This is a genomic window from Roseomonas aeriglobus (assembly GCA_016937575.1).
In the GTDB taxonomy this organism is placed as follows: domain Bacteria; phylum Pseudomonadota; class Alphaproteobacteria; order Sphingomonadales; family Sphingomonadaceae; genus Sphingomonas; species Sphingomonas aerigloba.
Window position 1 is genome coordinate 2254689 of the sequence record JAFHKN010000002.1, and the last position, 25297, is coordinate 2279985.

Consider the following 25297-nt stretch of genomic DNA (forward strand, 5'->3'; position numbering starts at 1 on the left):
TGGCGGGGCGATCGGGGCGGTCATTGCGGCAGCCATCGCATGACACTGCCCGACGTCGGTGTCCACGCCCCCATCCGCACCCCTGCATGGCGCAGCGCTTCGCCGGTCCAGGCATTGCAGGTCCGCAAGGCGCTGTACCTGCCGCGTGCGGGGTAGAAGGCGTCGTCCGGACCATAGCCATAAATCGGCGCCCCGTCCGCGAAGCTTGCGCGGATGAACCCGGTCAGTCGTGCGAATTCGTCGGCCCGCAGGATGATAGAGCGCACGTCGGGGCCGGGCCGCGGCTCGGGGATCGCATCGACATGCATCACCGTGCGGTCGTCGCCAAATGCCGCACCGATCACGGTCACCGGCCGCACATCGCTCCAGGTCGGCGTCTCGATATAGAAGGCGCGGTCGCCCCAGCCGAACATGCGCCAGCGATGCCCCGCGTAGCGCGGGTCGCGAAAATCCTGCGGCCGGACGATATCGCCCCACCCCGCCGCCGGAAGGGCGATGCCGGTATGAATGCCGTTGTCGATCACATAGATGCGAACGCCCGCTTCCGCCGGCTGCCGGTCGCGATTGACCGGCCACCAGCCGCCGACCGCCGCTGCCAGCGCCCATAGCGCAACCGCGATCAGCGGCAGCGCGAGCAGCAGACGAAACGGGCGGTATCGTATCATTTGCAACTATGCTACCTCCCTCGCATGGCTGACGAAACGCACGTACTCGCTGCCCCGCCGGAGGGCGCCAACGCCGACTGGACGATTCCGCAGGACTGGGCGCATTACACGCCGCAGGAACATGCCACCTGGGATACGCTGTTCGCCCGCCAGGCGAAACTGCTGCCTGGCCGCGCGTCGGAGGCATATCTGCGCGGGCTCGACGTCCTGAAACTGTCCAAGCCCGGTATTCCCGATTTCGACGAGCTGAGTGAGCGGCTGACCCGGCTGACCGGCTGGAGCGTCGTCGCCGTCCCCGGCCTGGTGCCCGACGACGTGTTCTTCGACCATATGGCAAACCGCCGTTTCGTTGCGGGCAATTTTATCCGCCGGCCGGACCAGCTCGATTATCTGCAGGAACCCGACGTCTTCCACGACGTGTTCGGCCATGTCCCCATGCTCGCCGACCCGGTGTTCGCGGACTATCTCGCCGCCTATGGCCGTGGGGGCTTGCGCGCGCTGGAACTCGGGGCACTCAAGCAGCTCGCCCGACTGTACTGGTACACGGTCGAATTCGGCCTGGTCGCCGAGCCCGAGGGGCTGCGTATCTACGGCGCCGGCATCGTCTCCAGCTTCGCCGAATCCAAATTCGCGCTGGAGGACGCCAGCCCAAACCGTATCGGCTTCGACATGAAGCGGGTGATGCAGACCGACTACCGGATCGACGATTTCCAGCAGACCTATTTCGTCATCGACAGCTTCGACGACCTGCTGCGCCAGACGGTCGAGACCGATTTCGCACCGCTGTACGACGACATCGTCGGCAAGCCGGCGATCCCCGTCGACGCGGTACTCGCGGACGACCATGCGATCACCGTCGGTACACAGGACTACGCACGCGCGAAGGCGGGCTAGGCGCGGTCACGCACCGCCGCTCGGCAACGGCAGGCGCAGGGTCGCGACCGTCCCGCCGACTGGCGCCTCGTCCAAGGACAGACTGCCGCCGTGCAGGTCGGCAAAGCTCTGGACGATGCTGAGGCCCAGCCCGACGCCGCCGGTATCGCGGTTGCGCGATGCCTCGCCGCGTTCGAACGGGCGGACCAGGCGCGCGCGGTCGTCGACAGCAATGCCGGGGCCGGCGTCGATGACGCGCACGATCGCGTCAGCCCCCGCGATCCCGGTCGCGATCCGCCCGCCGCCGGCATAGTCGATCGCGTTGCGAACGAGATTCTCGATCGCGCGGCGGAACGCCGATTCGACGACGACCACCACTATGTCGGGGCCATCGTCCAGCCGCACCTGGGGCATGTCGGCGACGATCTCGGCGATCGTCGCGCGGACGTCGACGGCGTGTCGTGGCGCATCGACATCGCGGGCGAATGCCAGCACGCCCGCGATCATCGCGCCCATCCGGTCGGCATCGGCAGCCATGCGGCTGCGATGCGGCTCCGCCACCGCTTCGATCCGTAGCTTGAGGCCGGTCAGCGGCGTCCGCAGGTCGTGCGCGACCGCGGTCAGCATCCGCCGGCGCTCGTCGCTTTCCGCCGCCAGGCGCGTGCGCAGATGCAGGATCGCGCGGGCCGCATCCTGCAACTCGCGCGGCCCCTGCGACTGGGGCGGGTCGCGCCCGTCATCGATCGCGGCGGCCAGCGTGCGGAACGGCTGGGTCAACCGTCGCGCGAACAGCCAGACGAGCGGCGCGAGCAGCGCGAGGCTCGCGACGAGAGCGATCAGCACCTTCAGCCGCCACCCGCCGAACGTCGGCGATCGCGGCTTGGCGGTCAGCCAGCGTCCGTCGGCCAGCCGAACGCTGGCGGCGAAAGCCGGCTGCGGCAGCTTGAGCAGGATGCCGCCGATCAGGGCATCGGTCATCGACTCCGGCACGATACGCATCGGCAGGACGCCTTGGCGTCGGATCACGATCGGCGAGCCCGAAGCCGCCACATCTTTCGGCAAGACCATCTTTCCCAGCGCCTCGCCCTTTAGGCGCGTACCGGCGAAGACGACGACACCGTCGCCACGCGGCGGGCGTGGCGCGCGGTCCAGCCAGACGACGCGAACCGCCTCGACCGGCCGGCCGAGCGCGCGCGCCAGGATCGGCTGCAGCAGCGGCGCAGGCGGTCCCTCGGGCGCCGGGCCGACATCGCGCGCGAGCGCAGGGTTCGTCCCGCGCAGGGCACCGACCGCCTCGGTCACGGTCATCCGTACCGCGGGCGGATCCGGCATGATCAACACGACGCTCGCGGTGATCGCGACGCTCAGCACCGCGATGGCGACGCTGAAGCCGCCGATCGCGGTCAGCGCGCTCGGCCGGCGCCAGAAGGCCCGCATCATGCCGGGCGCACCGCGGGCAGGAAGCGATAGCCCGCCCCGCGCACAGTCTCGATCAACGGCGCGGCATCCGCCTCGGCCAGCTTCCGCCGCAACCGGCTGACCGCGATGTCGATCGCGCGGTCATAGGATGCCGCATCGAGCCCGCGCGCGACGTCGAGCAGCGTGTCGCGGCTGAGCACCCGGCCAGGGCGGCGAACGAACGCCGCGAGCAGCGCATGTTCGCCTTCGCTCAGCAACACAGGTCGCCCCTGCGGATCGCGCAGGCGCCGTTCGTCGGGGCTGAACCACCATCCGGCAAAGGCGAGCGCGCCGCTGTCCGATGGCGCTTCCCTGCGTGGCCGGCGCAGCAACGCACGGACTCGCGCCAGCAACTCTCGCGGCTCGAAGGGTTTGGCGAGGTAATCCCACGCCCCGACTTCCAGCCCGACGACGCGGTCGGTGACGCCGTCGAGCGCGCTGAGCATCAGGATCGGCGTGCCCGTGGGTGCCAGCCGGCGGCAGAGCGACAGCCCATCCTCCCCCGGCATCATCACGTCGATGACCAGCAGATCGGCCGGCGCCTCCGCCAGCAACCGATCGCACGCGGCGGCGCCGTGGGCGGTGCGCACCGCATAGCCGTGATTGCCGAGATATTCGGCCAGCGCCTCGCGGATGCTGGTGTCGTCGTCCACCACGACGATCCGATCCTGGGACATGGCGGCGCTATGCATGGTCGGAGGCAATAGCATGGCTTTGTAGCATCTTCGTATCGGCCGGTGTGACGAAACCGGCATCACGCCGCTACGTCGCGCTGCTCTGATGGTCGCGTCCGATACGGGAGAGCTTCATGATCACGACCATCATCCTGGCCCTGGCCTGTCCAGTGGCGACACCTGCCCCCGCGACGGCGTCGCTTTCCGTACAAGCCAGCGATCGCATCGCCGGCCGCTGGGTCGGCGAATTCGCGGGTGCGGACTGGACGTTCGAGCTGACCCGCACCGACGCCGGCTGGTCTGGACGGTATCAGTCGTCGCGCGCGCAGACGTGGCGAGCGTTGGAAGATGTGTCGGTCACGGGCGACACCGCCCGATTCAGCCTGAAGTCGCAACCGCGACTGACCTTCATCCTGACACCGGACGCGGCCGGAGCGACGCTCGCGGGCAACGTCGAAATCGACGGTGTCGCCACGCTGCCCTTCACTGCCAAGCGCGCGGCGTGACGCCATGCCGACGGTGACACTCGGCGCCAGCCTGTTGGCCGCCCTGCAAGCGACGACGCCCGCCGCCCCTACGCCGACAGCACCGGCAGCGCCGGCAGCGCCGACTGTCGAATTTCGCGGACCGGACGGAAAGCCGCTGCCCGAAGACGTGCAGCAGCAGTTGCGCGAGCGGTTCAAGGACGGTCCGCCGCCCGCTGCCCGGCCGGCGCCGACCGCAGGCGGAGACGTCGTCGTCACCGGTCGGCGTCCGCGAGGATCGGTCATCGGTGACATTCCACCCGAACGCACGCTCTCCGCACTCGACATCCGGTCTTACGGCGCCGCGACGGTATCGGAACTCATCCAGTCGCTCGGCGCGCAGGTGGCGAGTGGACGTAGCCAGGATGGCGGCGATCCGATCGTCCTGCTGAACGGTCGCCGCGTGTCCAGCTTCGCCGAGATCGCGCGGCTGCCGACCGAAGCGATCGAGCGGACAGAGATCCTGCCCGAGGAGGTCGCGCTGAAATACGGCTATCCGGCCGACCGCAAGGTCGTGAACGTCGTCGCCTTCGAGCGCTTCACTTCGCGGATCGGCCAGCTGTTTCGCGCAGGACCGACCGAAGGCGGTCAGAGCACGACCGGCGGCGGCGCCAGCTATCTGCGGATCCGGGACGATACGCGCTACATGCTCGACGCCGACCTGAGCCGATCGAGCGCGCTGCTGGAAAGCGAGCGGGATATCGTCCAACCGGGCATCGACCCGCGGCTCGGCGACTATCGCACCTTGCTGCCCGCTTCCGATCGCTTCACGCTGAACGGCACGATTGCCGGTACGCTTGCCAAGGACGTCGCGGCGACCCTCAACGGTCGCTTCGAAAGCGGCAAGACACGTGCCCTGGTCGGGCTCGGCCAAGGCGGCGTACTGCGGCGTGATGCGGATACCGCGACACTCCATCTCGGCACCACCGTCGGCGGGCGGGCGGGACGGTGGCAGTGGACCGCGACCGGCAATCTCGACCGATCGGTGGCCGACAGCACGACCGATACGGGCGTCACCGCTGCGCCGACCAACGTCGCCCGCTTCGTCACTTCGACGGCCAACGCCGATCTGCTGGTCACCGGATCGCCGTTCGCGTTGCCCGCGGGCGCCGCGGCGTTCAGCCTGCGCTCGGGGATATCGACCCGAGACGCCGACAGCCGATCGCAATTCGGTGCGACGACGCTGACCGGCGACCTCTCTCGCGACGCTGGCAGCGTCCAGGCCAATATCGACCTGCCGATCGCCGGCGCCGCGACCCCGCCGCTCGCCTGGCTGGGCGCACTGTCCGTCAATGCCAACGCGACCGTGGAACGGCTGTCCGATGTCGGCACGATCCGCGCCATCGGCTATGGTCTGCAATGGGCGGTGTCGCCTGCCCTTTCGCTGATCGCATCGCAGAGTGACACCGAGGTCGCCCCGACCGTCGACCAACTCGGCGCACCGCTGCTGGTCGTGCCCAACGTCCGGACCTTCGACGTGCGCCGGCGCGAAACCGTCGACGTCACGCGCAGTTTCGGCGGCAACGCGGGCCTGCGGACCGAGGATCGCCACGTCTTCAGCCTGGGCGCGACGATCAAGCCCTGGACCAAGACCGACCTCGTCCTGAACGTCGATTACCTGCGCACCCGGACCGACGATCCGATCGCTGCCTTTCCCATCCTGACACCGCAGATCGAGGATGCTTTTCCCAATCGCTTCACCCGGGATGCGAGCGGACGGCTGCAGCGCATCGACGCGACGCCGGTCAATTTCGCACGGTTCGACCAGCAGCAGATCCGCTGGGGCCTCAGCTTCATGAAGCCGCTCGGGCCGCTGCCGCCGGGCGTGCAGAGCGGCAACGTGCGTGTCTTTTCCAGCGAGGCCGAGGCGAAGCGCCGCCTGCCCCCCAATGCCCAGGTCATGCGGGTCGAGGCCGGCAGCCCGGCCGCGCGCCGATACGAGAATCTGTCGAGCCGGCTGATGCTGTCGATCCAGCACAGCTGGCGACTGGAGGACAATGTACTGCTACGGCCCGGCGGTCCCGCTCTCGACCTGCTCGACGGCGGCGCGCTCGACGCGCGCGGCGGACGGCCCAGGCACGAGATCCAGGCCCAGGCAGGCGCGTTCAAGCGCGGGCTCGGCGCCCGCATTACGGCCGATTGGCAGAGCGGCACGTCGCTGCGCGGTACCGGGACGGCAACGGGCGACCTGACGTTCAGCCCGCTGGCGACGGTCAACCTCAATCTATTTGCCAATGTCGCCGACACGATCGGCAGGGCAAAGGCCCCGGACTGGCTGAGGGGCTCTCGCGTCAGCCTTAGCATCACCAACGCCTTCAACGCTCGCCAGCGCGTGCGCGACGGTCTCGGCGCGACGCCGCTCCCCTATCAGGGCGCCTATCTCAACCCGGTCGGCCGTACGGTCGCGCTCAGCCTGCGCAAGATTTTTTGAAGGCCCCCGGGGGGCCGCATCGCCCCCGGGCCGTTGCTGCGCCGTAAGGGGGGAATGGTGGACAGGGCTGGATTCGAACCAGCGTACGGGAAACCCGGGCAGATTTACAGTCTGCTGCCTTTAACCACTCGGCCACCTGTCCATCAGGTCTGCGCCTTGCGAAAAGGCGGTCGCTCGTGGTGAAGCGAGGGCGCCCAATGCCGAAGCGGATGCGTGCTGTCAACGCACCTTTGTGCGTTGCGAGTTGCCTTGCCACCTGCGCGGGCGCCGCATAGCAGGGGCGGAATCGAAAAATCGTTCGACCAGGGGGAATGATCAATGCGTCGCCTAGCACTCGTCCTTGCCGCAACCACGGCGCTTGCCGCCGCTCTGCCGGCCGCCGCGCAATCGGTCGACCGCACGGTCATCGCCCGGATCATCGATGAGGGTACCAACCAGTCCGAGGTGATGGTCAACAGCCAGTACCTCATGGATATGATCGGTCCGCGGCTGACCAACTCGCCCGGCATGCGCAAGGCCGAGGCATGGACGATGGACAAGTTCCGCGACTGGGGCCTGAAGAACGTCCACAAGGAAGGCTTTGATTTCGGCCGCGGCTGGTCGATCGAGCGCTCCAGCGTCCGCATGATCTCGCCCCGCCCGATCCAGCTGACCGCGATCCCCATCGCCTGGACGCCGGGCACGAACGGCACGGTCACCGCCCCCGTCATCGTCGCCCCGATCAGCGCCGAGCGGCATTTCGACAAGTGGCGCGGGAAGCTCAACGGCAAGATCGTCATGATCTCGCGCCCGACCAACGGGTCGGAGGAAACCGACGCCCCCTTCGAGCGACTGAGCAGCGAGCAGATCGCCAAGCTCGATACCTATCGCCAGCCGCGCTACGACCCGGACGCCGCCGAACGCCGCCTGAAGCGGAACGACTTCATGAAGAAGCTCGTCACCTTCCTGAAAGCCGAGGGCGCGGTCGCCTATGCCACCGAAAGCTATCGCGACGGCATGCTGGTGCACGGCGAAGGCTATCTGTTCGGCGTCGGTGACACCTCGCCCATCCCCGGCATCCAGATCGCGGCCGAAGACTACCGCCGTCTCGCCCGCATCGCCAAGGTCGGCCCCGCGCCGGTGCTGGAAGTGATGAGCGACGTGCGTTTCGACGACAGCGACCGCAACGCGTACAACATCATCGCCGAGATTCCCGGCACCGATCCGAAGGCCGGCTATGTGATGGCCGGGGGGCACCTCGACAGTTGGGTCGCGGGTGACGGCGCAACCGACGACGGCGCGGGCGTGATGATGGTGATGGAGGCCGCGCGCATCCTGTCGAAAATGGGCGTCCGCCCGAAGCGCACGATTCGATTCGCCCTGTGGTCGGGTGAGGAGCAGGGGATCCTGGGCAGCCTGGCCTATGTCGAAAAGCATTTGGCGACACGCGGGACGGGCGCGAACACCCAGACCGGGCTCGACCGCTACATGGGCTGGGGCAACCGCTGGCCGGTCAATCCGCAGCCGGGCTACAACGATCTGGCGGCATACTTCAACATCGACAACGGCGGCGGCAAGCTGCGCGGCATCTATGCCGAACAGAATATCGCCGCCGCGCCGATCCTGCGCGAATGGCTCGCCCCCTTCGCGTCGCTCGGCGCCAAGGACGTCGTCATCTCGCGCACCGGCGGCACCGACCATGTGTTCATGCAGTCCGTCGCGGTCCCGGGTTTCCAGTTCATCCAGGATCCGCTCGACTACGATTCGCGCACCCACCATTCCAGCGCGGACACGTTCGACAAGCTGAAGGGCGACGACATGCGCCAGGGATCGATCGTGCTGGCCGGCATGCTGCTTCAGGCGGCCAATGCCGAAAAGCCGCTGCCGCGCGGGCCGCTGCCGCAGCAGCCGAAGGTCACCGATCCGTTCGCCTACGCCGATCCGGACGAAGACCGGTGAGCCGCCGCCCGCCCAAGACCGGGCATCGCCCCGGCAAGTCCGCCGCATCGACGCGCCCCCGCTTCTGGGGGCGCCACCCCGTGCTCGCCGCACTCGCCAACCCGGAACGGCGTATCCGCAAGATCTGGGCGACGCCCGACACGGTCGGCCTGCTCGGCAAGCCCGACCCGTCGATCCCGCTGCTGATCGCCGACGCCGCCGATCTCGCGCGGCTGGTGCCGAGCGACGCGCCGCATCAGGGGCTGGTGGCGGAAGTCGATCCGCTCGAGGACATCTGGCTGGGCGACCTGCTGGCGCAAGGCGCGGACGACGATCGGCCGATCATCGTCCTCGACCAAGTGACCGATCCGCACAATGTCGGCGCGGTGCTGCGTTCGGCCGCGGCATTCGATGCGCTGGGCATCGTCACGCAGGATCGCCACGCGCCGCCCGAATCGGGGGCTCTGGCGCGTTCGGCGTCGGGGACGCTGGAGACGGTGCCGTGGGTCCGCGTCGTCAACCTGTCGCGCGCGCTGGAGGAGATGGCGGAGGCCGGATATTGGCGCATCGGCCTGACCGGAGCGGGCACCGTCACGCTCGGTGAAGCACTCGGCAAGCAGAAGGTCGCGCTCGTCCTCGGCTCCGAAGGCGAAGGCATGCGGCAGAATGTGGAAGCGCACTGCGATCTGCTCGCGCGTCTGCCGATCTCGGACAAGGTCGAAAGCCTGAACGTGTCGAATGCCGCGGCGATCGCGCTCTATGCAGTGACGGCAGCGCGCTGACCCGCGACCGGCTCGCCATCGAAACCACCGGGCTGACCAAGACGCTCGGTGGGCGAACAGTGGTCGACGACGTCGCGCTCGCGGTGCCGGCGGGGTCGGTCTATGGCTTCCTCGGCCCCAACGGCGCGGGGAAGACGACCGCCATGCGGCTGCTGCTCGGACTGATGCGGCGCAACGCGGGCGAGGTACGCTTGCTCGGCCACGTCATGCCGGACGGCGCGCGCGCTGCCCTCGCCCAGATCGGCGCGTTCATCGAGGCGCCCGGCCTCTATGATCACTTGAGCGGGCGCACCAACCTCGACCTCAGCCGTCGTCTGCGCGATCTGCCGCCAAGCGAGGTCGATCGCGTGCTGGAAATCGTCGACCTGACCGACGCCGCACGACGTCGCGCCGGCACCTATTCGCTGGGGATGAAACAGCGGCTGGCGCTGGCCCGCGCGCTGCTCGGCAGCCCGCGGCTGCTGCTTCTCGACGAGCCGACCAACGGCCTCGATCCCGACGGCATCATCGCGATGCGCGACCTGATCCGGGACCTGCCACAGACGAGCGGCTGCACCGTGTTCGTGTCGAGCCATCTGCTGAGCGAAGTCGAGCAGATGGCGACCCATATGGGGATGATGCGCAGCGGCCGTCTGGTGCTGCAGGGCGAGGTCCGCGCGCTGATCGGCACCGCGCAGACGGTGCGGATCGCGGTCGGCGATGCGGCACGTGGAGCAGCGCTGCTGGCGGCGGCGGGGCTCGACGCGGCGCCGGACGGCGATGCGGTGGTGCTTGCGTGCGCCGCCGACGCCATGCGCGCCGCGACGGCAGCGGCGCTGCGGCATCTGGTCGACGCCGGCCTCGACGTGTTCAGCGCGGTGCCGGAAACGCGCTCGCTGGAAGGGCTGTACCGCGACACTGTCGCGCTGGAGGACGCGGTATGATCGCCTTGATCCGCGCCGAAGTCACGAAGCTGCGCGGGTCGCTCGCGCTGCTGCTGGCGGTCGCGGCGCCCGCCCTGCCCGCGTTGCTGGTGCTCCTGGGCATGCTGGCCAGCCGCAAGACGCCCGCGTGGAGCAGCGTCTACCTGAGCTTCGCGCTGCCGGTCTGGTCGCTGTTCCTGATGCCCATGACGATCGCCGCCTTCGTCGCGCTGGTCGGCCAGATCGAACATCGCTCGCGCGGCTGGGATCATCTGCTCACGCTGCCGATCCGGCGGTGGCAGCTGTTCGCGGCGAAGCTGATCGTGACGCTGACGGTCATCGTCGGCATGACGGGCCTGATGCTCGCCTTCGCAACTGCGGCCGCGGCGCTGGCCGGCACGATCCGCGGCACGATGCCACTGGGCGTGATCCCGTGGAACATGGTGCTGGGGCGTACCGCCGCGATGCTCGTCGCGAGCGCCGCGTTCAGCGTCATCCTGCTATGGACCGCGCTTCGCTTCGCCAGCTTCGTCGTGCCACTGGGCGTGGGCATAGCCGGCGTGCTCGTCGCGCTTTCGGCAATGATCACGCGGACCGACAAGGCGGACTATTTCCCGTGGTTGTTGCAGGTGAAGGTGTTCCAGTCGCCCGATCCGTGGACCTATGGATCGATCGGCGGCGTGGCGGGTGCGGTGCTCGCGGTCGCGATGGTCGCGGCGATGACGCGGCATAGTTTCCGGTAGGTCACGCTGCCCGCCCTATATTCCGTCATTCCGCGAAGGCGGGAATTCATAGTCGCTGAACTCCGTGAGATTCACTGGAACCAGCGAGAATTTATCCCCGCCTTCGCGGGGATGACGGTGGTGGACGAGATTTGCGCGGGGCGAGCCGATAAATCGTGGTCAGACCCAGTGCCGCGGCAAAGCCGCGTCGTCGGCCGGGGCATAGCCCCGCCGGCCGCGATCGGGGCCGCGACGCGGATTAGCGCGGCTAATCCGCTGCCCCGCACGCCACACCGTCAGATGGGACGGCCCCGCCGCCCCGCTGCCCGCCGTGGCGAGTCCGCGGCTTTGCTATCGCAAAGCCGCCGGCCGCCCGCTACGCCTTCTCCAGCGTGCATTGCAGCGGATGCTGGTTCTGCCGGGCGAAATCCATCACCTGGCTCACCTTGGTTTCCGCAACCTCGTAGCTGAACGTCCCACACACGCCGACGCCCTTCTGGTGAACGTGCAGCATCACCTGCGTCGCCTGTTCCATGTCCATGCGAAAGAAGCGTTGGAGGACGAGGACGACGAACTCCATCGGGGTATAATCGTCGTTGAGCATCAGCACGCGGTAGGGCGTGGGCTTCTTCGTCTTGGCGCGGGTCTTGGTCGCGACGCCGGTGTTGATGCCGCCGTCATCGTCGTCGGAGCCGGGGCCGGAAGCGGCGGTCGGGGGGAGGATCGTCGTCACGCCGGGTAAAATATGCGCACGCGGGCGAGCCGACAACCCTGACGCGCCCATGTAAGCCACGAAAAAGGGGCGGCCGCCGCATGGCAACCGCCCCTTTTCGTATCGATGCCGGACGGGCACCGCCCGCGGTTAGGCGGCGGTCTTCACCTTCTCGACGGCAACCGCGAAGCGGTTCGACAGCGGCTGGGCGGCATCGCTAGCCAGCTTGATCATCGCTTCGGTGTTCTTCGACGACTGCGCGACCGCCTGGTCGAATGCCGAGCGGACATATTCGCTCTGCAGCTGGAAGAATTCGGTCGGCGACTTCACCGAAGCCAGCGTCTTGAACGCGCTGGTCATCGTCTCGAACGAGCGACGGGTATAGTCGGCGGCGTCCTGGCCGAGCGTCTCGAAACCCTTGGCCGCGATCTTGCCCGATTCGACCATCGCTTCGACATTGCCCTTGCTGAACTCGCCCATGTCGGCAACGGCCGACTGGCTCTTCGAGAACATCGCCTTCGCACGCTCGCTGACGTCGGTGAACATCTTGGGGGTTTCGAACTGGGTAGCCATCTTAGTCACGTCCTTCTCTACGGTAGGAGCGACCTTTGGGGTCGCGGTAACGGCGGTTTCGACCGCCTGAGTAATGGGTTCCGCCACGGCCGCGACCGCAGCGGTCGCCGCCTCGACGACCGGCGCGGCAACGTCGGCGACCGGCGCGGCCGCCTGGGCTACCGGAGCCGTCGCCTTAGCGACGCGCGGCGTGGCCTTGGCCGGCGCCGCGATCGCCGCGGGCACGGACTTCACGGGCGCGCGCTCAACCGCGTCGATCACCGCCTGGGTCGCGTCGACCGGCGCCTTGACCGCCGCAGCGACGGTTTCCGCCGCGGCCTTGGCGACGTCAGCGGTCACCTTCGGCGCGGGCGTCGTCCTCTTCGAAATCTTGTTCGCCATAACGCACCTGCATCAATTGTTGCGGCGCACAAATAACGATCAACAGCGCAGAATGCAAGGCATTTTTGTGCGGTGCAACATAGCCCAATATGGCTTTAAATATGATGGCGTTCCAGAGAGTTATCGTGCGCGGACATAGTCTCCAGGTGCTTCCGCAATCGCTGCAAGCTTACCCTTCCCCGGCACGCGTGCACCCTTTGCCCTCACCACCTTGTCATTTTGGGTGCGGATCCATTCGATCCAGTCGGGCCACCAACTGCCCTTCGTCTCTTTGGCGCCGGCGATGAAGTCCGCCAGCGTGTCGACCTTGGCCTCATTGGTCCAATATTGATATTTGCCCGCCGCCGGCGGGTTGACGACGCCGGCGATGTGGCCGGAGCCGGCCAGCACGAATTTCAGCGGTCCGGCAAAATGGTGCGTGACCTTCCACACGCTCTCTGCCGGCGCGATATGGTCCTCGCGTCCTGCCTGCACATAGGTCGGGGTTCGCACCTGACTGAGGTCGAGCGGTACGCCCAGCACGCTCAGCGACCCCGGTACGACCAGCCTGTTGTCGCGATAGAGATCGGTCAGATAGCTCTGGTGCCATCCCGCCGGCAGGTTGGTGACGTCGCCGTTCCAGTGCAGCAGGTCGAACGGCGCATAATCCTGCCCCATCAGATAATTGTTGCTGACGTAGTTCCAGATGAGGTCGCGCCCGCGCAGCAGGTTGAAGGTTGCCGCCATGTAGCGCCCGTCGAGATAGCCGTCGGTCGACAGGCCCTTGATCATCGCCAGCTGTTCGTCGTCGACGAAATGCTGCAGCTCGCCCGCGCTCGCGAAATCGACCTGCGCGGTGAAGAAGGTCGCGCTCGCGGCCTTCTCCGCCTCGCCCTTCGCCGCGAGCACCGCCAGCGTCGCCGCGAGCGTCGTGCCGGCGACACAATACCCGATCGTGTGGACCGACGGCACGTCGAGCAGGTCGCGGATCGTGTCGATCGCATCCAATTGCGCGGCGACGTAATCGTCCCATTTCACATCGGCGAGGGATGCATCCGCCGACTTCCACGACACGACGAACACGCTCAGGCCCTGCGCCACCGCCCAGGCGATGAAGCTCTTCTCGGGTGTCAGGTCGAGAATGTAGAAACGGTTGATCCACGGCGGGAAGATGACCAGCGGCGTCTCCAGCACCTTGTCGGTCGTCGGCGTATAGTGGATCAGCTCGTATAGCCGCGTGCGGTGAACAACTTTTCCGGGGGTGGTCGCGATATTGCGCCCCACTTCGAACGCGTCCGCGTCGGTATGCGTCAATTGCCCGCGCTGGATGTCGGCCAGCATGTTCTGCAGGCCCTTGAGCAGGCTTTCCCCCTTCGTCTCGATCGCCTTGGCGATGACCTGCGGGTTGGTGGCGGCAAAGTTCGACGGGCTCATCGCATCGACGAAGCCCCTTGTCGCAAAGCGCAGCCGCTCGCGCTGTGCGTCGTCGATCCCCTCGACCTGATCGACAGTCTTCAGCAGATGCTCGGCGATCGTCAGATAGCTCTGACGCAGGAAATCGAACACCGGCTGTTCGCGCCATTCGGGCGCCTTGAAACGCTTATCGCGCGCCTGTTCGGGCGTCTCGACGAAGGGTTCGGCCGCGGCGGGGTCGAGGAAGCGCTGCCACAGCTTCAGCGTATCGGTCCAGAAATCGGCGGACGCCTGCATCATCTGCGCCGGATCGAACGTCAGTGCCGGGATGGCTGGCGTCGTGATCTTCGGCGCCGCTTCGGCAACGTCGATCCCCGCCTCCAGCATCATCTGTTGCGCACGACCCAGCACCCAGGTCCAGTGCTGCATGTCGGCCAGGCTCGGCAGGGGCGGCTGAGTCGTGTCGGGCATGGCGTCCTCTCCGTCGTGTCGAGGCTTTCTAGCGCCCTAGAGCACGCGCGTCATTCCCGGATGCGTTCGAATGGCGTAGGGAGTTGCCCCAACCGAAAGGGAGACCGATGTCCGAAGAATTCTACCGCATGAAGCGCCTGCCCCCCTATGTCATCGCCGAAGTGAACGCGATGCGGGCCGCGGCGCGTGCGGCGGGGGAGGACATCATCGACCTCGGCATGGGCAATCCCGATCTGCCGCCGCCGGCGCATGTGCTGGAGAAACTGTGCGAAGTCGCGATGAAGCCCGATGCGCACGGCTATTCGCAGTCGAAAGGCATTCCGGGGCTGCGCCGTGCGCAGGCGAATTATTATGGCCGTCGCTTCGGCGTGGAACTCGATCCCGAAACCGAAGTCGTCGTGACGATGGGATCGAAGGAAGGCCTCGCGAGCCTGGCGACCGCGATCACCGCGCCGGGCGACGTCGTACTTGCGCCCAACCCGTCCTATCCGATCCACATGTTCGGCTTCATCATCGCCGGAGCCACGATCCGCAGCGTGCCGACGACGCCGGACGAGCGGTATTGGGAAGCGCTCGACCGCGCGATGGCCTTCACCGTACCGCGTCCGAGCGTGCTGGTCTGCGGCTATCCGTCGAACCCGACGGCGGAGACGGTCGACCTGGCCTTCTACGAACGCCTCGTCGCCTGGGCGAAGGAGAACAAGGTCTGGATCCTCAGCGATCTGGCCTATTCGGAACTCTATTACGACGGCAACCCGACGCCTTCGATCCTGCAGGTGCCGGGTGCGAAGGACGTCGCGGTCGAATTCACGTCGCTCAGCAAGACCTATTCGATGGCCGGCTGGCGCATCGGCTTCGCGGTCGGCAACAAACAGTTGATCGCGGCGCTGACGCGCGTGAAGTCGTACCTCGATTACGGCGCCTTCACGCCGATCCAGGCGGCGGCCTGCGCGGCGCTGAACGGCCCGCAGGATATCGTCAGCAAGAACCGCGAATTGTATCACAAGCGCCGCGACGTGCTGGTCGAAAGCTTCGCTCGCGCCGGCTGGGATATTCCTGCGCCCAAGGCGTCGATGTTCGCCTGGGCGCCGCTCCCGCCCGCCCTGAAGGACATGGGCAGCCTCGAATTCTCGAAGCAGCTGCTGACCCACGCCAAGGTCGCGGTCGCGCCGGGCGTCGGCTACGGCGAGGACGGCGAAGGCTATGTCCGCATCGCACTGGTCGAGAACGAACAGCGCCTGCGTCAGGCGGCGCGGAACGTGAAGAAGTACCTGCAGTCGATGGGGGTCAACACGGGGGCGAAGACCGCGGGCTGATGGACGCACTGCCGCCCGCCGATTGCTTTTCCGCCCCATCCCCGCTAAGGGCGCGCGCTTGTCACGGCAGGGTCATCCCTGGAGGCCTGCCGGGACAGACGAACAATAGCATCTAGCGAATCGGAAATACGACAATGAGCGACACGCTTAACCTGTCGGCCGAGACGCGTGACCGGGCTGGCAAGGGAGCCTCCCGGGCACTGCGTCGCGAAGGCCGCGTCCCCGCCGTGATCTACGGCCTGAAGCAGGACCCCCAGAGCATCAGCGTCAACGAGCGCGAGCTCATGAAGCTGCTCAACACGGGCCACTTCATGAATTCGGTCGTGATGATCGACGCCGGCGGCAAGGCCGTGCGCACCCTGCCGAAGGACGTCGCTTTCGACGTCGTCACCGATCGCCCGTTGCACGTCGATTTCCTGCGCATCGGCGAGCACTCGACCGTCACCGTCGCGGTGCCGATCGTGTTCACCGGCGAGGAAGACGCTCCCGGCATCAAGAAGGGCGGCGTGCTGAACATCGTCCGTCACGAGCTGGAACTGGTCTGCGACGCCGCTGAAATCCCCAGCGAAGTGACGATCTCGCTCGCAGGGCTCGAAGTCGGCGACACCATCCACATCTCGAACGTCAAGCTGCCCAAGGGCACCGAGCCGACGATCGACGACCGCGACTTCACCATCGCCACCATCATCGCCCCGTCGGCGATGAAGGCCGATGTCCAGGAATCGCTGGCTGAAGCCGACGCGCTGGCTGCCGAAGCCGCTGCCGAGCAGCAGGCCGAAGCCGCTGAAGCCGAAGGCGATGCGGCCGAAGGCGACGCCGACGGCGAAGCCAAGGGCGAGTAAGTTACCTTCTAGCCCTCTCCCCGCTTGCGGGGAGAGGGTTGGGAGAGGGGGAGTGCCACGGGCGTACGGTCTCGGTGAGACCCCGCCCCTCTCCCTAGCCCTCTCCCCTGAAGGGGAGAGGGAATACGACGATGCAACTGTGGGTCGGCCTGGGCAATCCGGGCCCCGAATATGCCCTCAACCGGCACAATGCCGGTTTCCAGGCGGTCGATGCGATCGCCGAGGTCCACGGCTTTTCCGCGCCCAAGAAGGCGTTCCAGGGTTGGACCCAGGATGGGCGTGTCGGCGGCGACAAGGTCGTCATCCTGAAGCCCGGCACCTATATGAACGAAAGCGGCCGATCGGTCCGCGCGGTGCTCGACTTCTTCAAGATCACGCCTGCTGACATCACCGTCTTCCACGACGAACTCGACATCGCGCCGCTCACGCTCAAGGTGAAGACCGGCGGCGGCACCGCGGGCCAGAATGGGCTGAAGTCGATCGTGCAACACATCGGCCCCGATTTCCGCCGCGTGCGTATCGGCATCGGCCATCCCGGCCACAAGGACCGCGTGACCGGCCATGTCCTGTCCAACTGGCACAAGACCGAGGTCGAGCCCCTGAGCGATCTGCTCGGCGCCATCGCCGCCGAGGCCGACTGGTTGGCCCAGGGCGACGACGTCCGCTTCATGAACGACGTCGCACTCAGGATGCGCCCGTGATCGCCTTGCTGATCCTGCTCGCCGCTGCCGACCCGCCCGCCAAACGCTGCGGTTGGATCGCCAATCCGACGCCCGGCAATTGGTGGATCACCGACCGCGCCGGCGAATGGCTGCTCGGTTCGCAGGGCGGCTATCAGACGCCGGGGCTCGACACCTTGCCCGAACTTACCGAGCGCGAATGGGTGCGGACCAATGGCGCCTACGGCTATGGGTGCACATGCCTGACGATGCAGGTCGACCGCCGGTCGAAGCGGGTGACCCGCGTCCTTTCCGCCCGGCAACGCCCGCTCAAGGCTTGCCGCGCCGACCGTCGTCTCGCAAAGCCCTGACATGCCGACGCGCCAGCTCTTCCCCACCCATTTCTACGAAGCCGATCTGGGCGACGCGCCCCTGATCGACGAGCTCGCCGACGCCTGCCGCGACCTCGCGAGCGAAGACCGCGCCGGACGCGCCTGGTCGAAGCAACACGGCTATCGCGGCTACACCAGCTACGCCTCGCTCGACGATCTGCCGTCACGCGATCCGCGGTTCGAGGACCTCGTCCGCCTGCTCAATCGCCACGTCGCCGTCTTTGCCAAGGATTCCGGTTTCGAACTCGGCAAGAAGCTGAAGCTCGACAGCCTGTGGGTCAATGTCCTGAAGCCCGGCGGGACCCACAGCGGGCACATCCACCCGCACAGCGTCGTCTCGGGCACGGTCTATGTCGCCGTCCCATCCGGATCCGGCGCGCTGAAGCTCGAAGATCCCCGCCTGCCGATGCTGATGGCCGCCCCCGCCCGCCCCGGCACCTTCGTCTACGCCGAACCACGGGTCGGCAGCGTCTTCCTCTGGGAAAGCTGGATGCGGCACGAAGTAATGCCGAATGGGGCGAAGGACGATCGCATCTCGATCAGTTTCAACTATCGTTAACCACATCCTGCCAGTGTCGTCTGGCGGAGCGATGATGCGAATCCGAAAAGGTTCCACTCAACTCGTCGCATTTTTCCGCACGTGCGAAGCAAAGCGATTGCCGATCGCCTTGCCTTGAGTCAGCACGGCGCAACCGGGCGGGGGGCCTGGTGTCGACCTGCGATCGTCACTGAGGGAATATCATGCTGGAAGTGCTGGCCTTTTCGTGCAGCTTGTTGCTCAGCTTCGTGATGACGGGCGTCGAGCGCAACCACCGCCAGCGTCGCCCGCATCACCCGATGCTGGTCCACGCCGGCTATGCCCTGGTCGGCCTGCTCGCCGCGTCGTCGCTGCTGCTGACCGGCTATGCCGCGGGATCGGCGCTCGGCTACGTCTGACGCGCCGCATGGGGTGGCGTTTGCGTCGCCCATCCCCTATCGGCACCGGCTGAAAACGCTTTTCCGATAGGTTTTAAGACATGGGTTTCCGCTGCGGCATCGTCGGCCTGCCGAACGTCGGCAAGTCGACGCTCTTCAACGCGCTCACCGAGACGGCCGCCGCGCAGGCCGCCAATTATCCGTTCTGCACGATCGAGCCGAACGTCGGCAACGTCGCCGTCCCCGATCCGCGGCTGTCGAAGCTCGCCGAGATCGCCGGCTCCGCCAAGATCATCGAAACGCAGCTGGGCTTCGTCGACATCGCCGGCCTGGTCCGCGGCGCGTCGAAGGGCGAAGGCTTGGGCAACCAGTTCCTCGGCAATATTCGCGAGGTGGACGCGATCGTCCACGTCCTGCGCTGCTTCGAGAATGACGACATCCAGCACGTCGACAACAAGGTCGATCCGATCGCGGACGCCGAGACGGTCGAGACCGAGCTGATGCTCGCCGACCTGGAAAGCCTCGAAAAGCGCGTGCCCAACCTCGCCAAGAAAGCGACGCAGGGCGACAAGGAAGCGAAAGTCGCGGCGTCGGTGCTCGGCCAGGCGCTCGAGCTGCTACGCGACGGCAAGCCCGCGCGTCTGACCGTTCCCAAGGACGTCGAGGAAGCGCGCGTCTTCGCGCAATCGCAGCTGATCACCGCCAAGCCGGTGCTGTACGTCTGCAACGTCAACGAGGAGGACGCCGCCAACGGTAACGCGCTGTCGGCCAAGGTGTTCGAGAAAGCCAAGGCGGAAGGCGCGCAGGCGGTCGTCGTCTCGGCCGCGATCGAGGCCGACATCGCGACGATGCCGGTCGAGGACCGCGCCGAATTCCTCGCCGAATTGGGACTGGAGGAAACCGGCCTCGCCCGCGTCATCCGCGCCGGATACGATCTGCTCAACCTGCTGACGTTCTTCACCGTCGGCCCGAAGGAAGCGCGCGCCTGGACGACGCATGTCGGCGCCAGGGCACCGCAGGCGGCGGGCGAGATCCACACCGACTTCGAACGCGGCTTCATCCGCGCAGAAACGATCGCCTATGAGGATTACGTCCAGTTCAAGGGCGAAGCCGGCGCGCGCGACAACGGCAAGCTGCGGTCGGAAGGCAAGGACTATGTCGTCAAGGATGGCGACGTGATGCTGTTTCGCTTCAACGTCTGACGCGACACCGGCGACCGGTTCGGGTTGACCGCAGCGATCGGCGGTGCGACGAACCGTTCGTCTTGCGGGGGAGAGAGCAAAGGTGTACGATCCGGCTATGACGCTTCGCCATCTTCTCGCTGCTGCCGCCCTGTTCGCCGCACCCGCGGTGCAGGCGGCCGACCCGTCGCCCTCCGCCCAGACCGCCGACACCAGCCCGCGTGCCGAAAGCAGTCCGCGCGCCGCACTGCCGCGCAAGGTGGAGCGCAAACAGTCGGCGATCCCGACTCGCCCGCGCATTATCGACGCGCCCGGCGCTGCGTTGATGATGATCCCGGCGGCCTGGGACCCCGAACAGGCGACGATGTTCCGCCGCTGATCCGACGACGCCCGGCAAAGGGCGTCTAGAGATTGTCACATAGCTGAGGCACAAGCAGCGGATGCGTAAGCGTTTTCTGCTCCCTGCCGCCTGTCTTGCCGCCCTGTCGCTCGGCGCCTGTGCCGCCAACCTGCCCCCGGCCCTGCCCTCGGCGCCCGCCCTGGCCGCGCGCGAGAACCGTGCGCCGGTCACCATCCTGATCTCGATCGACGGCTTCCGTCCCGACTATCTCGACCGCGGCATCACGCCCAATCTGTCGCGGCTCGCGTCCGGCGGCGTGCGCGCCGCGATGCGGCCGTCCTTCCCGTCGAAGACGTTCCCCAACCACTGGGCGATCGTCACCGGCCTGCGCCCCGACCGCAACGGGATCGTGTCGAACAACATGGAGGATCCTGCGGGCAAGCGGGACAAATTCACGATGCAGACCGAGGATCCGTGGTGGTGGAATACCGCCCCGCCTCTCTGGGTCGACGCGGAGGCCGCTGGTATCCGGAGTGCAGCCATGTTCTGGCCCGGCGCGTCGGTCGCTTATGGTGGCGTCCGGGAAGACGAATGGCCCAACGACATTCACGGCGGCGTCCGCCCGAACGACTGGATTCCCTACGGCGAGGCGGTCGACGAATCGCAGCGGGTCGACACCATCATCGACTGGCTGCGCCGTCCGCAGCAGACGCGGCCGACCTTCCTGACGCTGTATTTCGAAGAGGTCGACAACGCCGGTCATCGCTATGGGCCTGCCGACCCGCGCACGAACGACGCCGTCCGGAAGGTCGATGGCGCGATCGGCTATCTGACGACCGAACTGGCAAAGCTGGGGCAGACGGCGAATATCGTCGTGGTCTCGGACCATGGCATGGCGCCGGTCACGGCCCAGCAGGTCATCCCGCTCGGCGATCTGGCATCGGACAAGGATGGCCGCGCGGTCGAGACCGGGGTCTTCGCCAGTTTCCAGCCGCTCCCCGGTCGGGAGGCGGCGCTGGCGGCCAGCCTGTCACGGCCACGCGCCCACGTGCAGTGCTGGCCGAAGGCGCGCATTCCGGCGCGATTCCACTACGGCGCCAATCCGCGCATCCCGGCGTGGTTCTGTCTTGCCGACCCCGGCTGGCGTATCCTGAGCAAGCCCGCCAGTCGGCCGACCGGGGGCGAACATGGCTATGACAATGACGCGCTCGACATGCGCGCGGTGTTCATCGCCAATGGTCCGGCCTTCGGCGCGGGTCGGACGTTGCCGGTATTCGATAATGTCGACGTCTATGCCCTCATCCGCCGCGTGATCGGCCTGCCGCCCGCCAGCAACAAGGACGGCACGCTCGCCACGGTCGAGGCCGCGCTCCGCTAAGAGAGGACGAGAGACGCCGCCGTTCTGCGCTTACTCGACCTAATTGCGTCGATCGCGGCGGTTCTCGCGGCGTAGGTCCCGGCGGTCTTCACGATATTCGCGGCGATACTGCTGCCGATCCTCGCGGCGTTCGCGCAGATATTCCTGCGGTGACGCATTGCCACGGCGATACTCCTGCCAGTCGCTGCGGCGGTCGCGGTAATATGCGCGGTCGTCGGCGCGGCGATCGCGGGCATAGTCGTTCCAGTTGTCGCGGATCTGGCGTCGATCGCCGCGCCAATCGCGGCGGCGGCCCTCCCAATAGGTGCGCTGGCGGTCGTCCCAGCGGTACGGGCGGCGATACTGGTCGTACACATAATAGCCGGTACCGGGATAATAATAGTCCCCGTACCAGCCCCAATAGGGATTGCCGTAGGCGGCATACCCGCCATCGTAGAAGCCGCTGTCGTAATAGCCGCCATAGCCGGCCCCATAGCCGACGGCGACGCCCGAATAACCATAGCCATCGGTGCAGGCGGTGAGTGCCAGACCGCTAGCGGCGGCAAGCACGATCAGGGGCAGCTTCGCCATGGTGAACTCCCGGGTCATCATGAATGTCTGATGGCGGGAACGTGGTGCAGGGCGGCGGGGTTCCGTCGGGGTGCATGCGGGACTGGCGCGGCGCTCCTTCACGAGCCAAAGGGTATGCTCCAATGCAGGCCGGGAGCGTTGCCGGTCCACAGGCCTCGCTGGCCGATCGCACTACTGTCGCCGGACGACAGCGTAGCTCGAGGCCCCGCGTCGATCCGGCCAGCAACCGCAACGAGAAACGGGCGGCGCGTCCTTCGACGCACCGCCCGTTCGCTATCTCAGACACCGCCACGCCGTCGGACGAAGCCGCTTTGCGGCATCGCCGCCCGCCGTGGCGTCTCCTGCGATTGCTTCCGCAATCGCAGGGCGCCCGCTCAGTGCTTCTTGTCGCGCCAGACGCTCTTGTAGGCGCCCCAGGTCAGGAAGCAGAAGATCACCAGGAACAGCACCGATGCCCAGCCGGCCGCATGGCGGGTCTGGAGCTTCGGCTCGGCGGTCCAGGTCAGGAACGCCGCGACGTCGGTCGCCATCTGGTTGACCGTCGGCTGCGTGCCGTCGGTGTACTGGACCTGGCCGTTGCTGGTCAGCGGCGGGGCCATCGCCAGGTTGAGGTTGGCGAAATACGGGTTGTAGTGCAGCCCCTTCGGGGTCTTCGCGTCCGGGAACTTGCGCAACAGCTCCGCAGGCTGGTTCTGGTAACCGGTCAGCAGCGAATAGACATAGGCCGGGCCGTCATGCCGCGCCTTGGTCATCAGCGACAGATCCGGCGGCACCGCATTGTTGTTGGCGGCACGCGCGGCGATGTCGTTGGCGAAGGGCGCCGGAAAACGGTCCGATGCCAGGTTCTTGCGCGTCGCCATCTCCCCCGTTTCCGGGTTCGGGGCGGGCGTTTCGATCGCCCACTGCGATGCGATCGCCTTAACCTCGGCTTCCGAATATCCGATCTGCTGCAGATCGCGGAACGCGACCAGCTTCAGCGAATGGCACGCCGAGCAGACTTCCTTGTAGACCTGGAAGCCGCGCTGCAGCTGCTGGTTGTCGAACCGGCCGAACACGCCGTTCGAGGCGAGCTTCAGCTCCTTGGGGCCCTTGTGGAACTCGTGTTCCGCGGTGGGCTTTTCCGGCTCCTTGATGGCGCCGACGGTCGTCGAGATGAACCCGACGAACGCCATCACCGCAAAGGCGAGACCGACGAGACCGCCGATGATGCGAACCATGATGTCTCTCGTCCCTTATTCGGCCGGCGCGATCGCGCCGCCGCTCATCGCGGTCTTGGTGGGTGCGGTGCCGCCACGCTTGGCCAGCACCGCCTCGGTGATCGAGTTGGGCAGCGGGCGCGGACGCTCCATCGCCGACACGATCGGCAGGATCACCAGGAAGTGGAGGAAGTAATAGGCCGATGCGATCTGGCCCATGATGATGTTGCGCGCGATCGGTTCCGCACCGCCGACATAGCCCAGGATCAGCACGTCGACGAGCAGCGCGACCAGGAACCAGCGGTAGACCGGCCGGTAATTGGCCGAGCGCACCGGCGAGGTGTCGAGCCACGGCAGGAAGAACAGCAGCAGGATCGAGCCGAACATCGCGAGCACGCCCCACAGCTTGGCGGGCATGATGAAGTCGATCGTGAACGACTTCAGGATCGCGTAGAACGGCAGGAAGTACCATTCCGGAACGATGTGCGCCGGCGTCGAGAGCGGGTTGGCCTGGATGTAGTTGTCCGGGTGGCCCAGCAGGTTCGGCGCGAAGAAGATCAGCGTCGCGAAGATCAGCAGGAACACGCCCAGGCCGAAGCCGTCCTTCGCCGTGTAATAGGGGTGGAACGGCACCGTGTCCTGTTCGTCCTTCACTTCGACGCCGGTCGGGTTCGACGACCCGGGAATGTGCAGCGCCCAGATGTGGAGGATGACGACGCCCGCGATCACGAACGGCAGCAGATAGTGCAGCGAGAAGAAACGGTTCAGCGCCGCTGCGTCCGGAGCGTAACCGCCCAGCAGCCAGATGCGGATCGTCTCACCCACCAGCGGGATCGCCGAGAAGAAGCCGGTGATGACCTGCGCGCCCCAGAAGCTCATCTGGCCCCACGGCAGCACATAGCCCATGAAGGCGGTCGCCATCATCAGCAGGAAGATCACGACACCCAGCAGCCACACCATTTCGCGCGGCGGCTTGTACGAGCCGTAATAGAGGCCACGGCCGATGTGGATGTACACGACCGCCAGGAACATCGATGCGCCGTTGGCGTGCGCATAGCGCAGGAACCAGCCGGCATTGACGTCGCGCATGATCGATTCGACCGAATTGAACGCGGTGTTCGCGTCGGTCGAGAAGTGCATCGCCAGCACGATACCGGTGACGATCTGGATCGCCAGTGCGGCACCGGCGAGCACGCCGAAGTTCCAGAAATAGTTGAGGTTGCGCGGCACCGGGTAACCGGCGCCCACGGCGTTGTAGACGAAGCGCGGCAACGGCAGCCGGTCGTCCAGCCACTTCATCAGCGGCGCCTTCGGCTCGTAATGCTTGGCCCAGGGAAAGCTCATTGTCTGTCTCTCGTCCCTATCAGCCGACCGTCACGACGGTGTCGGAGGTGAATTCATAGTCGGGCACGACCAGGTTGGTCGGCGCCGGACCCTGGCGGATACGCCCCGCGGTGTCGTAGGCCGAGCCGTGGCACGGGCAGAAATAGCCGCCGAACGGCCCCTTGTTCTCGCCCTCGCCCGCGCCCAGCGGCACGCAGCCGAGATGCGTGCAGACGCCCAGCGTGATCAGCCAGTTGGTCTTGCCCGCCTTGGTGCGCTGCTCCAGCGTCTGCGGATCGCGCAGCGAGGACACCGGAACCGCGTCGGCCTCCTCGATCTCCTTCGGCGTCAGGTTGCGCACGAACAGCGGCTGCTTGCGGAACGTCGTCTTGATCGCCTGCCCCGGCTGGATCGCCGAGATGTCGACTTCGGTGCTCGACGCGGCAAGCACGTCGGCCGACGGGTTCATCTGGTTGATCAGCGGCAGCGCGATCACGCCGACGCCGACGCCGGCGAAAGCGACCGCGCCGATCTGCAGATAGTCACGGCGGCGGGGATCCTGCGGACCCTCTGCGATCGCCTCGTGGTCAGTTGCCATGCACTAGCCCTTGCACTTCGAATCTTGCCGGCACCGCGGATGGGCGCCGATACGCGGGAATCATTGTGGCATAGCCGCAATGCACCCCCGGTTGCCCCCGGTGGTTGGCT

General features: G+C 66.8%; 26 protein-coding genes and 1 tRNA gene. 16 read left to right on the plus strand and 11 right to left on the minus strand.

Annotated features, from left to right (window positions below; all coding sequences use genetic code 11):
* Window positions 1–20: 20 nt before the first annotated feature.
* Window positions 21–665 (minus strand): TIGR02117 family protein, encoded by a 645-nt coding sequence (locus tag JW805_11325; GenBank protein MBN2972607.1) that lies wholly within the window; start codon window positions 663–665, stop codon window positions 21–23.
* 24 nt (window positions 666–689) lie between these two features.
* Between JW805_11325 and JW805_11330 the strand changes: the two genes are divergently transcribed.
* Entirely contained in the window at window positions 690–1559 is an 870-nt protein-coding gene (locus JW805_11330; protein MBN2972608.1) for a phenylalanine 4-monooxygenase, read from the plus strand.
* 6 nt (window positions 1560–1565) lie between these two features.
* On the opposite strand, the gene JW805_11335 is transcribed toward JW805_11330, so the two are convergent.
* Together JW805_11335 and JW805_11340 are read right to left on the minus strand one after the other, a co-directional pair.
* Window positions 1566–2978 (minus strand): HAMP domain-containing histidine kinase, encoded by a 1413-nt coding sequence (locus JW805_11335; protein MBN2972609.1) that lies wholly within the window; start codon window positions 2976–2978, stop codon window positions 1566–1568.
* Entirely contained in the window at window positions 2975–3673 is a 699-nt protein-coding gene (locus JW805_11340) for a response regulator (GenBank protein ID MBN2972610.1), read from the minus strand. The genes JW805_11335 and JW805_11340 overlap by 4 nt, the downstream gene beginning before the upstream one ends.
* 131 nt (window positions 3674–3804) lie before the next feature.
* On the opposite strand from JW805_11340, the gene JW805_11345 reads away from it, so the two are divergent.
* Together JW805_11345 and JW805_11350 are read left to right on the plus strand one after the other, a co-directional pair.
* Window positions 3805–4176, plus strand: a complete 372-nt coding sequence (locus JW805_11345; protein MBN2972611.1) for a hypothetical protein — start codon at window positions 3805–3807, stop codon at window positions 4174–4176.
* Between the two features lie 4 nt (window positions 4177–4180).
* Window positions 4181–6625 carry a hypothetical protein gene (locus tag JW805_11350; GenBank protein MBN2972612.1) on the plus strand — a complete coding sequence of 815 codons (2445 nt, stop codon included), beginning with the start codon at window positions 4181–4183 and terminating at the stop codon, window positions 6623–6625.
* Between the two features lie 55 nt (window positions 6626–6680).
* On the opposite strand, the gene JW805_11355 is transcribed toward JW805_11350, so the two are convergent.
* A tRNA-Tyr gene (locus JW805_11355) sits at window positions 6681–6767 on the minus strand.
* Between the two features lie 176 nt (window positions 6768–6943).
* Between JW805_11355 and JW805_11360 the strand changes: the two genes are divergently transcribed.
* Genes JW805_11360 through JW805_11375 form a run of 4 tightly spaced genes read left to right on the plus strand, consistent with a single transcriptional unit; the run spans window position 6944 to window position 10969 of the window.
* Entirely contained in the window at window positions 6944–8563 is a 1620-nt protein-coding gene (locus tag JW805_11360; protein MBN2972613.1) for a M20/M25/M40 family metallo-hydrolase, read from the plus strand.
* Window positions 8560–9324: a 23S rRNA (guanosine(2251)-2'-O)-methyltransferase RlmB gene (gene rlmB / locus JW805_11365; protein MBN2972614.1), complete on the plus strand. Its 765-nt coding sequence runs from the start codon at window positions 8560–8562 to the stop codon at window positions 9322–9324. Before JW805_11360 ends, rlmB begins: the two co-directional genes overlap by 4 nt.
* 59 nt (window positions 9325–9383) lie before the next feature.
* Complete coding sequence (locus JW805_11370; protein ID MBN2972615.1) at window positions 9384–10247, plus strand: ATP-binding cassette domain-containing protein; 864 nt, start codon at window positions 9384–9386, stop codon at window positions 10245–10247.
* On the plus strand, window positions 10244–10969 hold the full coding sequence (locus JW805_11375; GenBank protein ID MBN2972616.1) for an ABC transporter permease: 726 nt from the start codon (window positions 10244–10246) through the stop codon (window positions 10967–10969). Before JW805_11370 ends, JW805_11375 begins: the two co-directional genes overlap by 4 nt.
* A 355-nt stretch (window positions 10970–11324) precedes the next feature.
* Here the strand turns inward: JW805_11375 and clpS are convergent, their stop codons facing one another.
* From clpS to phaC, 3 genes are all read right to left on the minus strand, one after another.
* Window positions 11325–11732: an ATP-dependent Clp protease adapter ClpS gene (clpS, locus tag JW805_11380; protein MBN2972617.1), complete on the minus strand. Its 408-nt coding sequence runs from the start codon at window positions 11730–11732 to the stop codon at window positions 11325–11327.
* Window positions 11733–11810: 78 nt separating this feature from the next.
* Entirely contained in the window at window positions 11811–12614 is an 804-nt protein-coding gene (locus JW805_11385) for a phasin family protein (GenBank protein ID MBN2972618.1), read from the minus strand.
* A gap of 120 nt (window positions 12615–12734) precedes the next feature.
* Window positions 12735–14477, minus strand: coding sequence for a class I poly(R)-hydroxyalkanoic acid synthase (gene phaC / locus JW805_11390; GenBank protein MBN2972619.1), 1743 nt, complete (start codon window positions 14475–14477; stop codon window positions 12735–12737).
* 107 nt (window positions 14478–14584) lie between these two features.
* On the opposite strand from phaC, the gene JW805_11395 reads away from it, so the two are divergent.
* The 9 genes from JW805_11395 to JW805_11435 all read left to right on the plus strand — a co-directional run bounded on the left by JW805_11395 (window position 14585) and on the right by JW805_11435 (window position 21500).
* Window positions 14585–15793, plus strand: coding sequence for an LL-diaminopimelate aminotransferase (locus tag JW805_11395; GenBank protein MBN2972620.1), 1209 nt, complete (start codon window positions 14585–14587; stop codon window positions 15791–15793).
* A 134-nt stretch (window positions 15794–15927) separates the two neighbouring features.
* Window positions 15928–16635 carry a 50S ribosomal protein L25/general stress protein Ctc gene (locus JW805_11400; GenBank protein ID MBN2972621.1) on the plus strand — a complete coding sequence of 236 codons (708 nt, stop codon included), beginning with the start codon at window positions 15928–15930 and terminating at the stop codon, window positions 16633–16635.
* A 131-nt stretch (window positions 16636–16766) separates the two neighbouring features.
* Complete coding sequence (locus JW805_11405) at window positions 16767–17336, plus strand: aminoacyl-tRNA hydrolase (GenBank protein MBN2972622.1); 570 nt, start codon at window positions 16767–16769, stop codon at window positions 17334–17336.
* Window positions 17333–17665 (plus strand): DUF4087 domain-containing protein, encoded by a 333-nt coding sequence (locus JW805_11410; protein ID MBN2972623.1) that lies wholly within the window; start codon window positions 17333–17335, stop codon window positions 17663–17665. Before JW805_11405 ends, JW805_11410 begins: the two co-directional genes overlap by 4 nt.
* A 1-nt stretch (window position 17666) precedes the next feature.
* Complete coding sequence (locus JW805_11415) at window positions 17667–18245, plus strand: hypothetical protein (GenBank protein MBN2972624.1); 579 nt, start codon at window positions 17667–17669, stop codon at window positions 18243–18245.
* Between the two features lie 182 nt (window positions 18246–18427).
* Window positions 18428–18622: a hypothetical protein gene (locus tag JW805_11420; GenBank protein MBN2972625.1), complete on the plus strand. Its 195-nt coding sequence runs from the start codon at window positions 18428–18430 to the stop codon at window positions 18620–18622.
* An 80-nt stretch (window positions 18623–18702) separates the two neighbouring features.
* Complete coding sequence (gene ychF / locus JW805_11425; protein ID MBN2972626.1) at window positions 18703–19803, plus strand: redox-regulated ATPase YchF; 1101 nt, start codon at window positions 18703–18705, stop codon at window positions 19801–19803.
* 97 nt (window positions 19804–19900) lie between these two features.
* A complete protein-coding gene (locus JW805_11430; GenBank protein ID MBN2972627.1) occupies window positions 19901–20161 on the plus strand; it encodes a hypothetical protein in 261 nt (86 codons plus the stop codon).
* Window positions 20162–20222: 61 nt separating this feature from the next.
* Window positions 20223–21500 (plus strand): alkaline phosphatase family protein, encoded by a 1278-nt coding sequence (locus JW805_11435; GenBank protein ID MBN2972628.1) that lies wholly within the window; start codon window positions 20223–20225, stop codon window positions 21498–21500.
* A 39-nt stretch (window positions 21501–21539) separates the two neighbouring features.
* On the opposite strand, the gene JW805_11440 is transcribed toward JW805_11435, so the two are convergent.
* The 4 genes from JW805_11440 to petA all read right to left on the minus strand — a co-directional run bounded on the left by JW805_11440 (window position 21540) and on the right by petA (window position 25187).
* Window positions 21540–22070: a hypothetical protein gene (locus JW805_11440; GenBank protein MBN2972629.1), complete on the minus strand. Its 531-nt coding sequence runs from the start codon at window positions 22068–22070 to the stop codon at window positions 21540–21542.
* 374 nt (window positions 22071–22444) lie between these two features.
* Window positions 22445–23287: a cytochrome c1 gene (locus JW805_11445; protein ID MBN2972630.1), complete on the minus strand. Its 843-nt coding sequence runs from the start codon at window positions 23285–23287 to the stop codon at window positions 22445–22447.
* A gap of 15 nt (window positions 23288–23302) precedes the next feature.
* On the minus strand, window positions 23303–24610 hold the full coding sequence (locus tag JW805_11450) for a cytochrome b N-terminal domain-containing protein (GenBank protein ID MBN2972631.1): 1308 nt from the start codon (window positions 24608–24610) through the stop codon (window positions 23303–23305).
* Between the two features lie 19 nt (window positions 24611–24629).
* Window positions 24630–25187, minus strand: a complete 558-nt coding sequence (petA, locus tag JW805_11455; protein ID MBN2972632.1) for a ubiquinol-cytochrome c reductase iron-sulfur subunit — start codon at window positions 25185–25187, stop codon at window positions 24630–24632.
* Window positions 25188–25297: the final 110 nt, after the last annotated feature.

What these genes read in the sequence shown, in the direction of transcription:
- JW805_11325 (MBN2972607.1), bottom strand. Translation starts at nt 665, where the DNA reads ATGATACGATACCGCCCGTTTCGTCTGCTGCTCGCGCTGCCGCTGATC.
- JW805_11330 (MBN2972608.1), top strand. Translation starts at nt 690, where the DNA reads ATGGCTGACGAAACGCACGTACTCGCTGCCCCGCCGGAGGGCGCCAAC.
- JW805_11335 (MBN2972609.1), bottom strand. Translation starts at nt 2,978, where the DNA reads ATGATGCGGGCCTTCTGGCGCCGGCCGAGCGCGCTGACCGCGATCGGC.
- JW805_11340 (MBN2972610.1), bottom strand. Translation starts at nt 3,673, where the DNA reads ATGTCCCAGGATCGGATCGTCGTGGTGGACGACGACACCAGCATCCGC.
- JW805_11345 (MBN2972611.1), top strand. Translation starts at nt 3,805, where the DNA reads ATGATCACGACCATCATCCTGGCCCTGGCCTGTCCAGTGGCGACACCT.
- JW805_11350 (MBN2972612.1), top strand. Translation starts at nt 4,181, where the DNA reads ATGCCGACGGTGACACTCGGCGCCAGCCTGTTGGCCGCCCTGCAAGCG.
- JW805_11360 (MBN2972613.1), top strand. Translation starts at nt 6,944, where the DNA reads ATGCGTCGCCTAGCACTCGTCCTTGCCGCAACCACGGCGCTTGCCGCC.
- JW805_11375 (MBN2972616.1), top strand. Translation starts at nt 10,244, where the DNA reads ATGATCGCCTTGATCCGCGCCGAAGTCACGAAGCTGCGCGGGTCGCTC.
- clpS (MBN2972617.1), bottom strand. Translation starts at nt 11,732, where the DNA reads ATGGGCGCGTCAGGGTTGTCGGCTCGCCCGCGTGCGCATATTTTACCC.
- JW805_11385 (MBN2972618.1), bottom strand. Translation starts at nt 12,614, where the DNA reads ATGGCGAACAAGATTTCGAAGAGGACGACGCCCGCGCCGAAGGTGACC.
- phaC (MBN2972619.1), bottom strand. Translation starts at nt 14,477, where the DNA reads ATGCCCGACACGACTCAGCCGCCCCTGCCGAGCCTGGCCGACATGCAG.
- JW805_11395 (MBN2972620.1), top strand. Translation starts at nt 14,585, where the DNA reads ATGTCCGAAGAATTCTACCGCATGAAGCGCCTGCCCCCCTATGTCATC.
- JW805_11400 (MBN2972621.1), top strand. Translation starts at nt 15,928, where the DNA reads ATGAGCGACACGCTTAACCTGTCGGCCGAGACGCGTGACCGGGCTGGC.
- JW805_11405 (MBN2972622.1), top strand. Translation starts at nt 16,767, where the DNA reads ATGCAACTGTGGGTCGGCCTGGGCAATCCGGGCCCCGAATATGCCCTC.
- JW805_11415 (MBN2972624.1), top strand. Translation starts at nt 17,667, where the DNA reads ATGCCGACGCGCCAGCTCTTCCCCACCCATTTCTACGAAGCCGATCTG.
- JW805_11420 (MBN2972625.1), top strand. Translation starts at nt 18,428, where the DNA reads ATGCTGGAAGTGCTGGCCTTTTCGTGCAGCTTGTTGCTCAGCTTCGTG.
- ychF (MBN2972626.1), top strand. Translation starts at nt 18,703, where the DNA reads ATGGGTTTCCGCTGCGGCATCGTCGGCCTGCCGAACGTCGGCAAGTCG.
- JW805_11430 (MBN2972627.1), top strand. Translation starts at nt 19,901, where the DNA reads ATGACGCTTCGCCATCTTCTCGCTGCTGCCGCCCTGTTCGCCGCACCC.
- JW805_11435 (MBN2972628.1), top strand. Translation starts at nt 20,223, where the DNA reads ATGCGTAAGCGTTTTCTGCTCCCTGCCGCCTGTCTTGCCGCCCTGTCG.
- JW805_11440 (MBN2972629.1), bottom strand. Translation starts at nt 22,070, where the DNA reads ATGGCGAAGCTGCCCCTGATCGTGCTTGCCGCCGCTAGCGGTCTGGCA.
- JW805_11445 (MBN2972630.1), bottom strand. Translation starts at nt 23,287, where the DNA reads ATGGTTCGCATCATCGGCGGTCTCGTCGGTCTCGCCTTTGCGGTGATG.
- JW805_11450 (MBN2972631.1), bottom strand. Translation starts at nt 24,610, where the DNA reads ATGAGCTTTCCCTGGGCCAAGCATTACGAGCCGAAGGCGCCGCTGATG.
- petA (MBN2972632.1), bottom strand. Translation starts at nt 25,187, where the DNA reads ATGGCAACTGACCACGAGGCGATCGCAGAGGGTCCGCAGGATCCCCGC.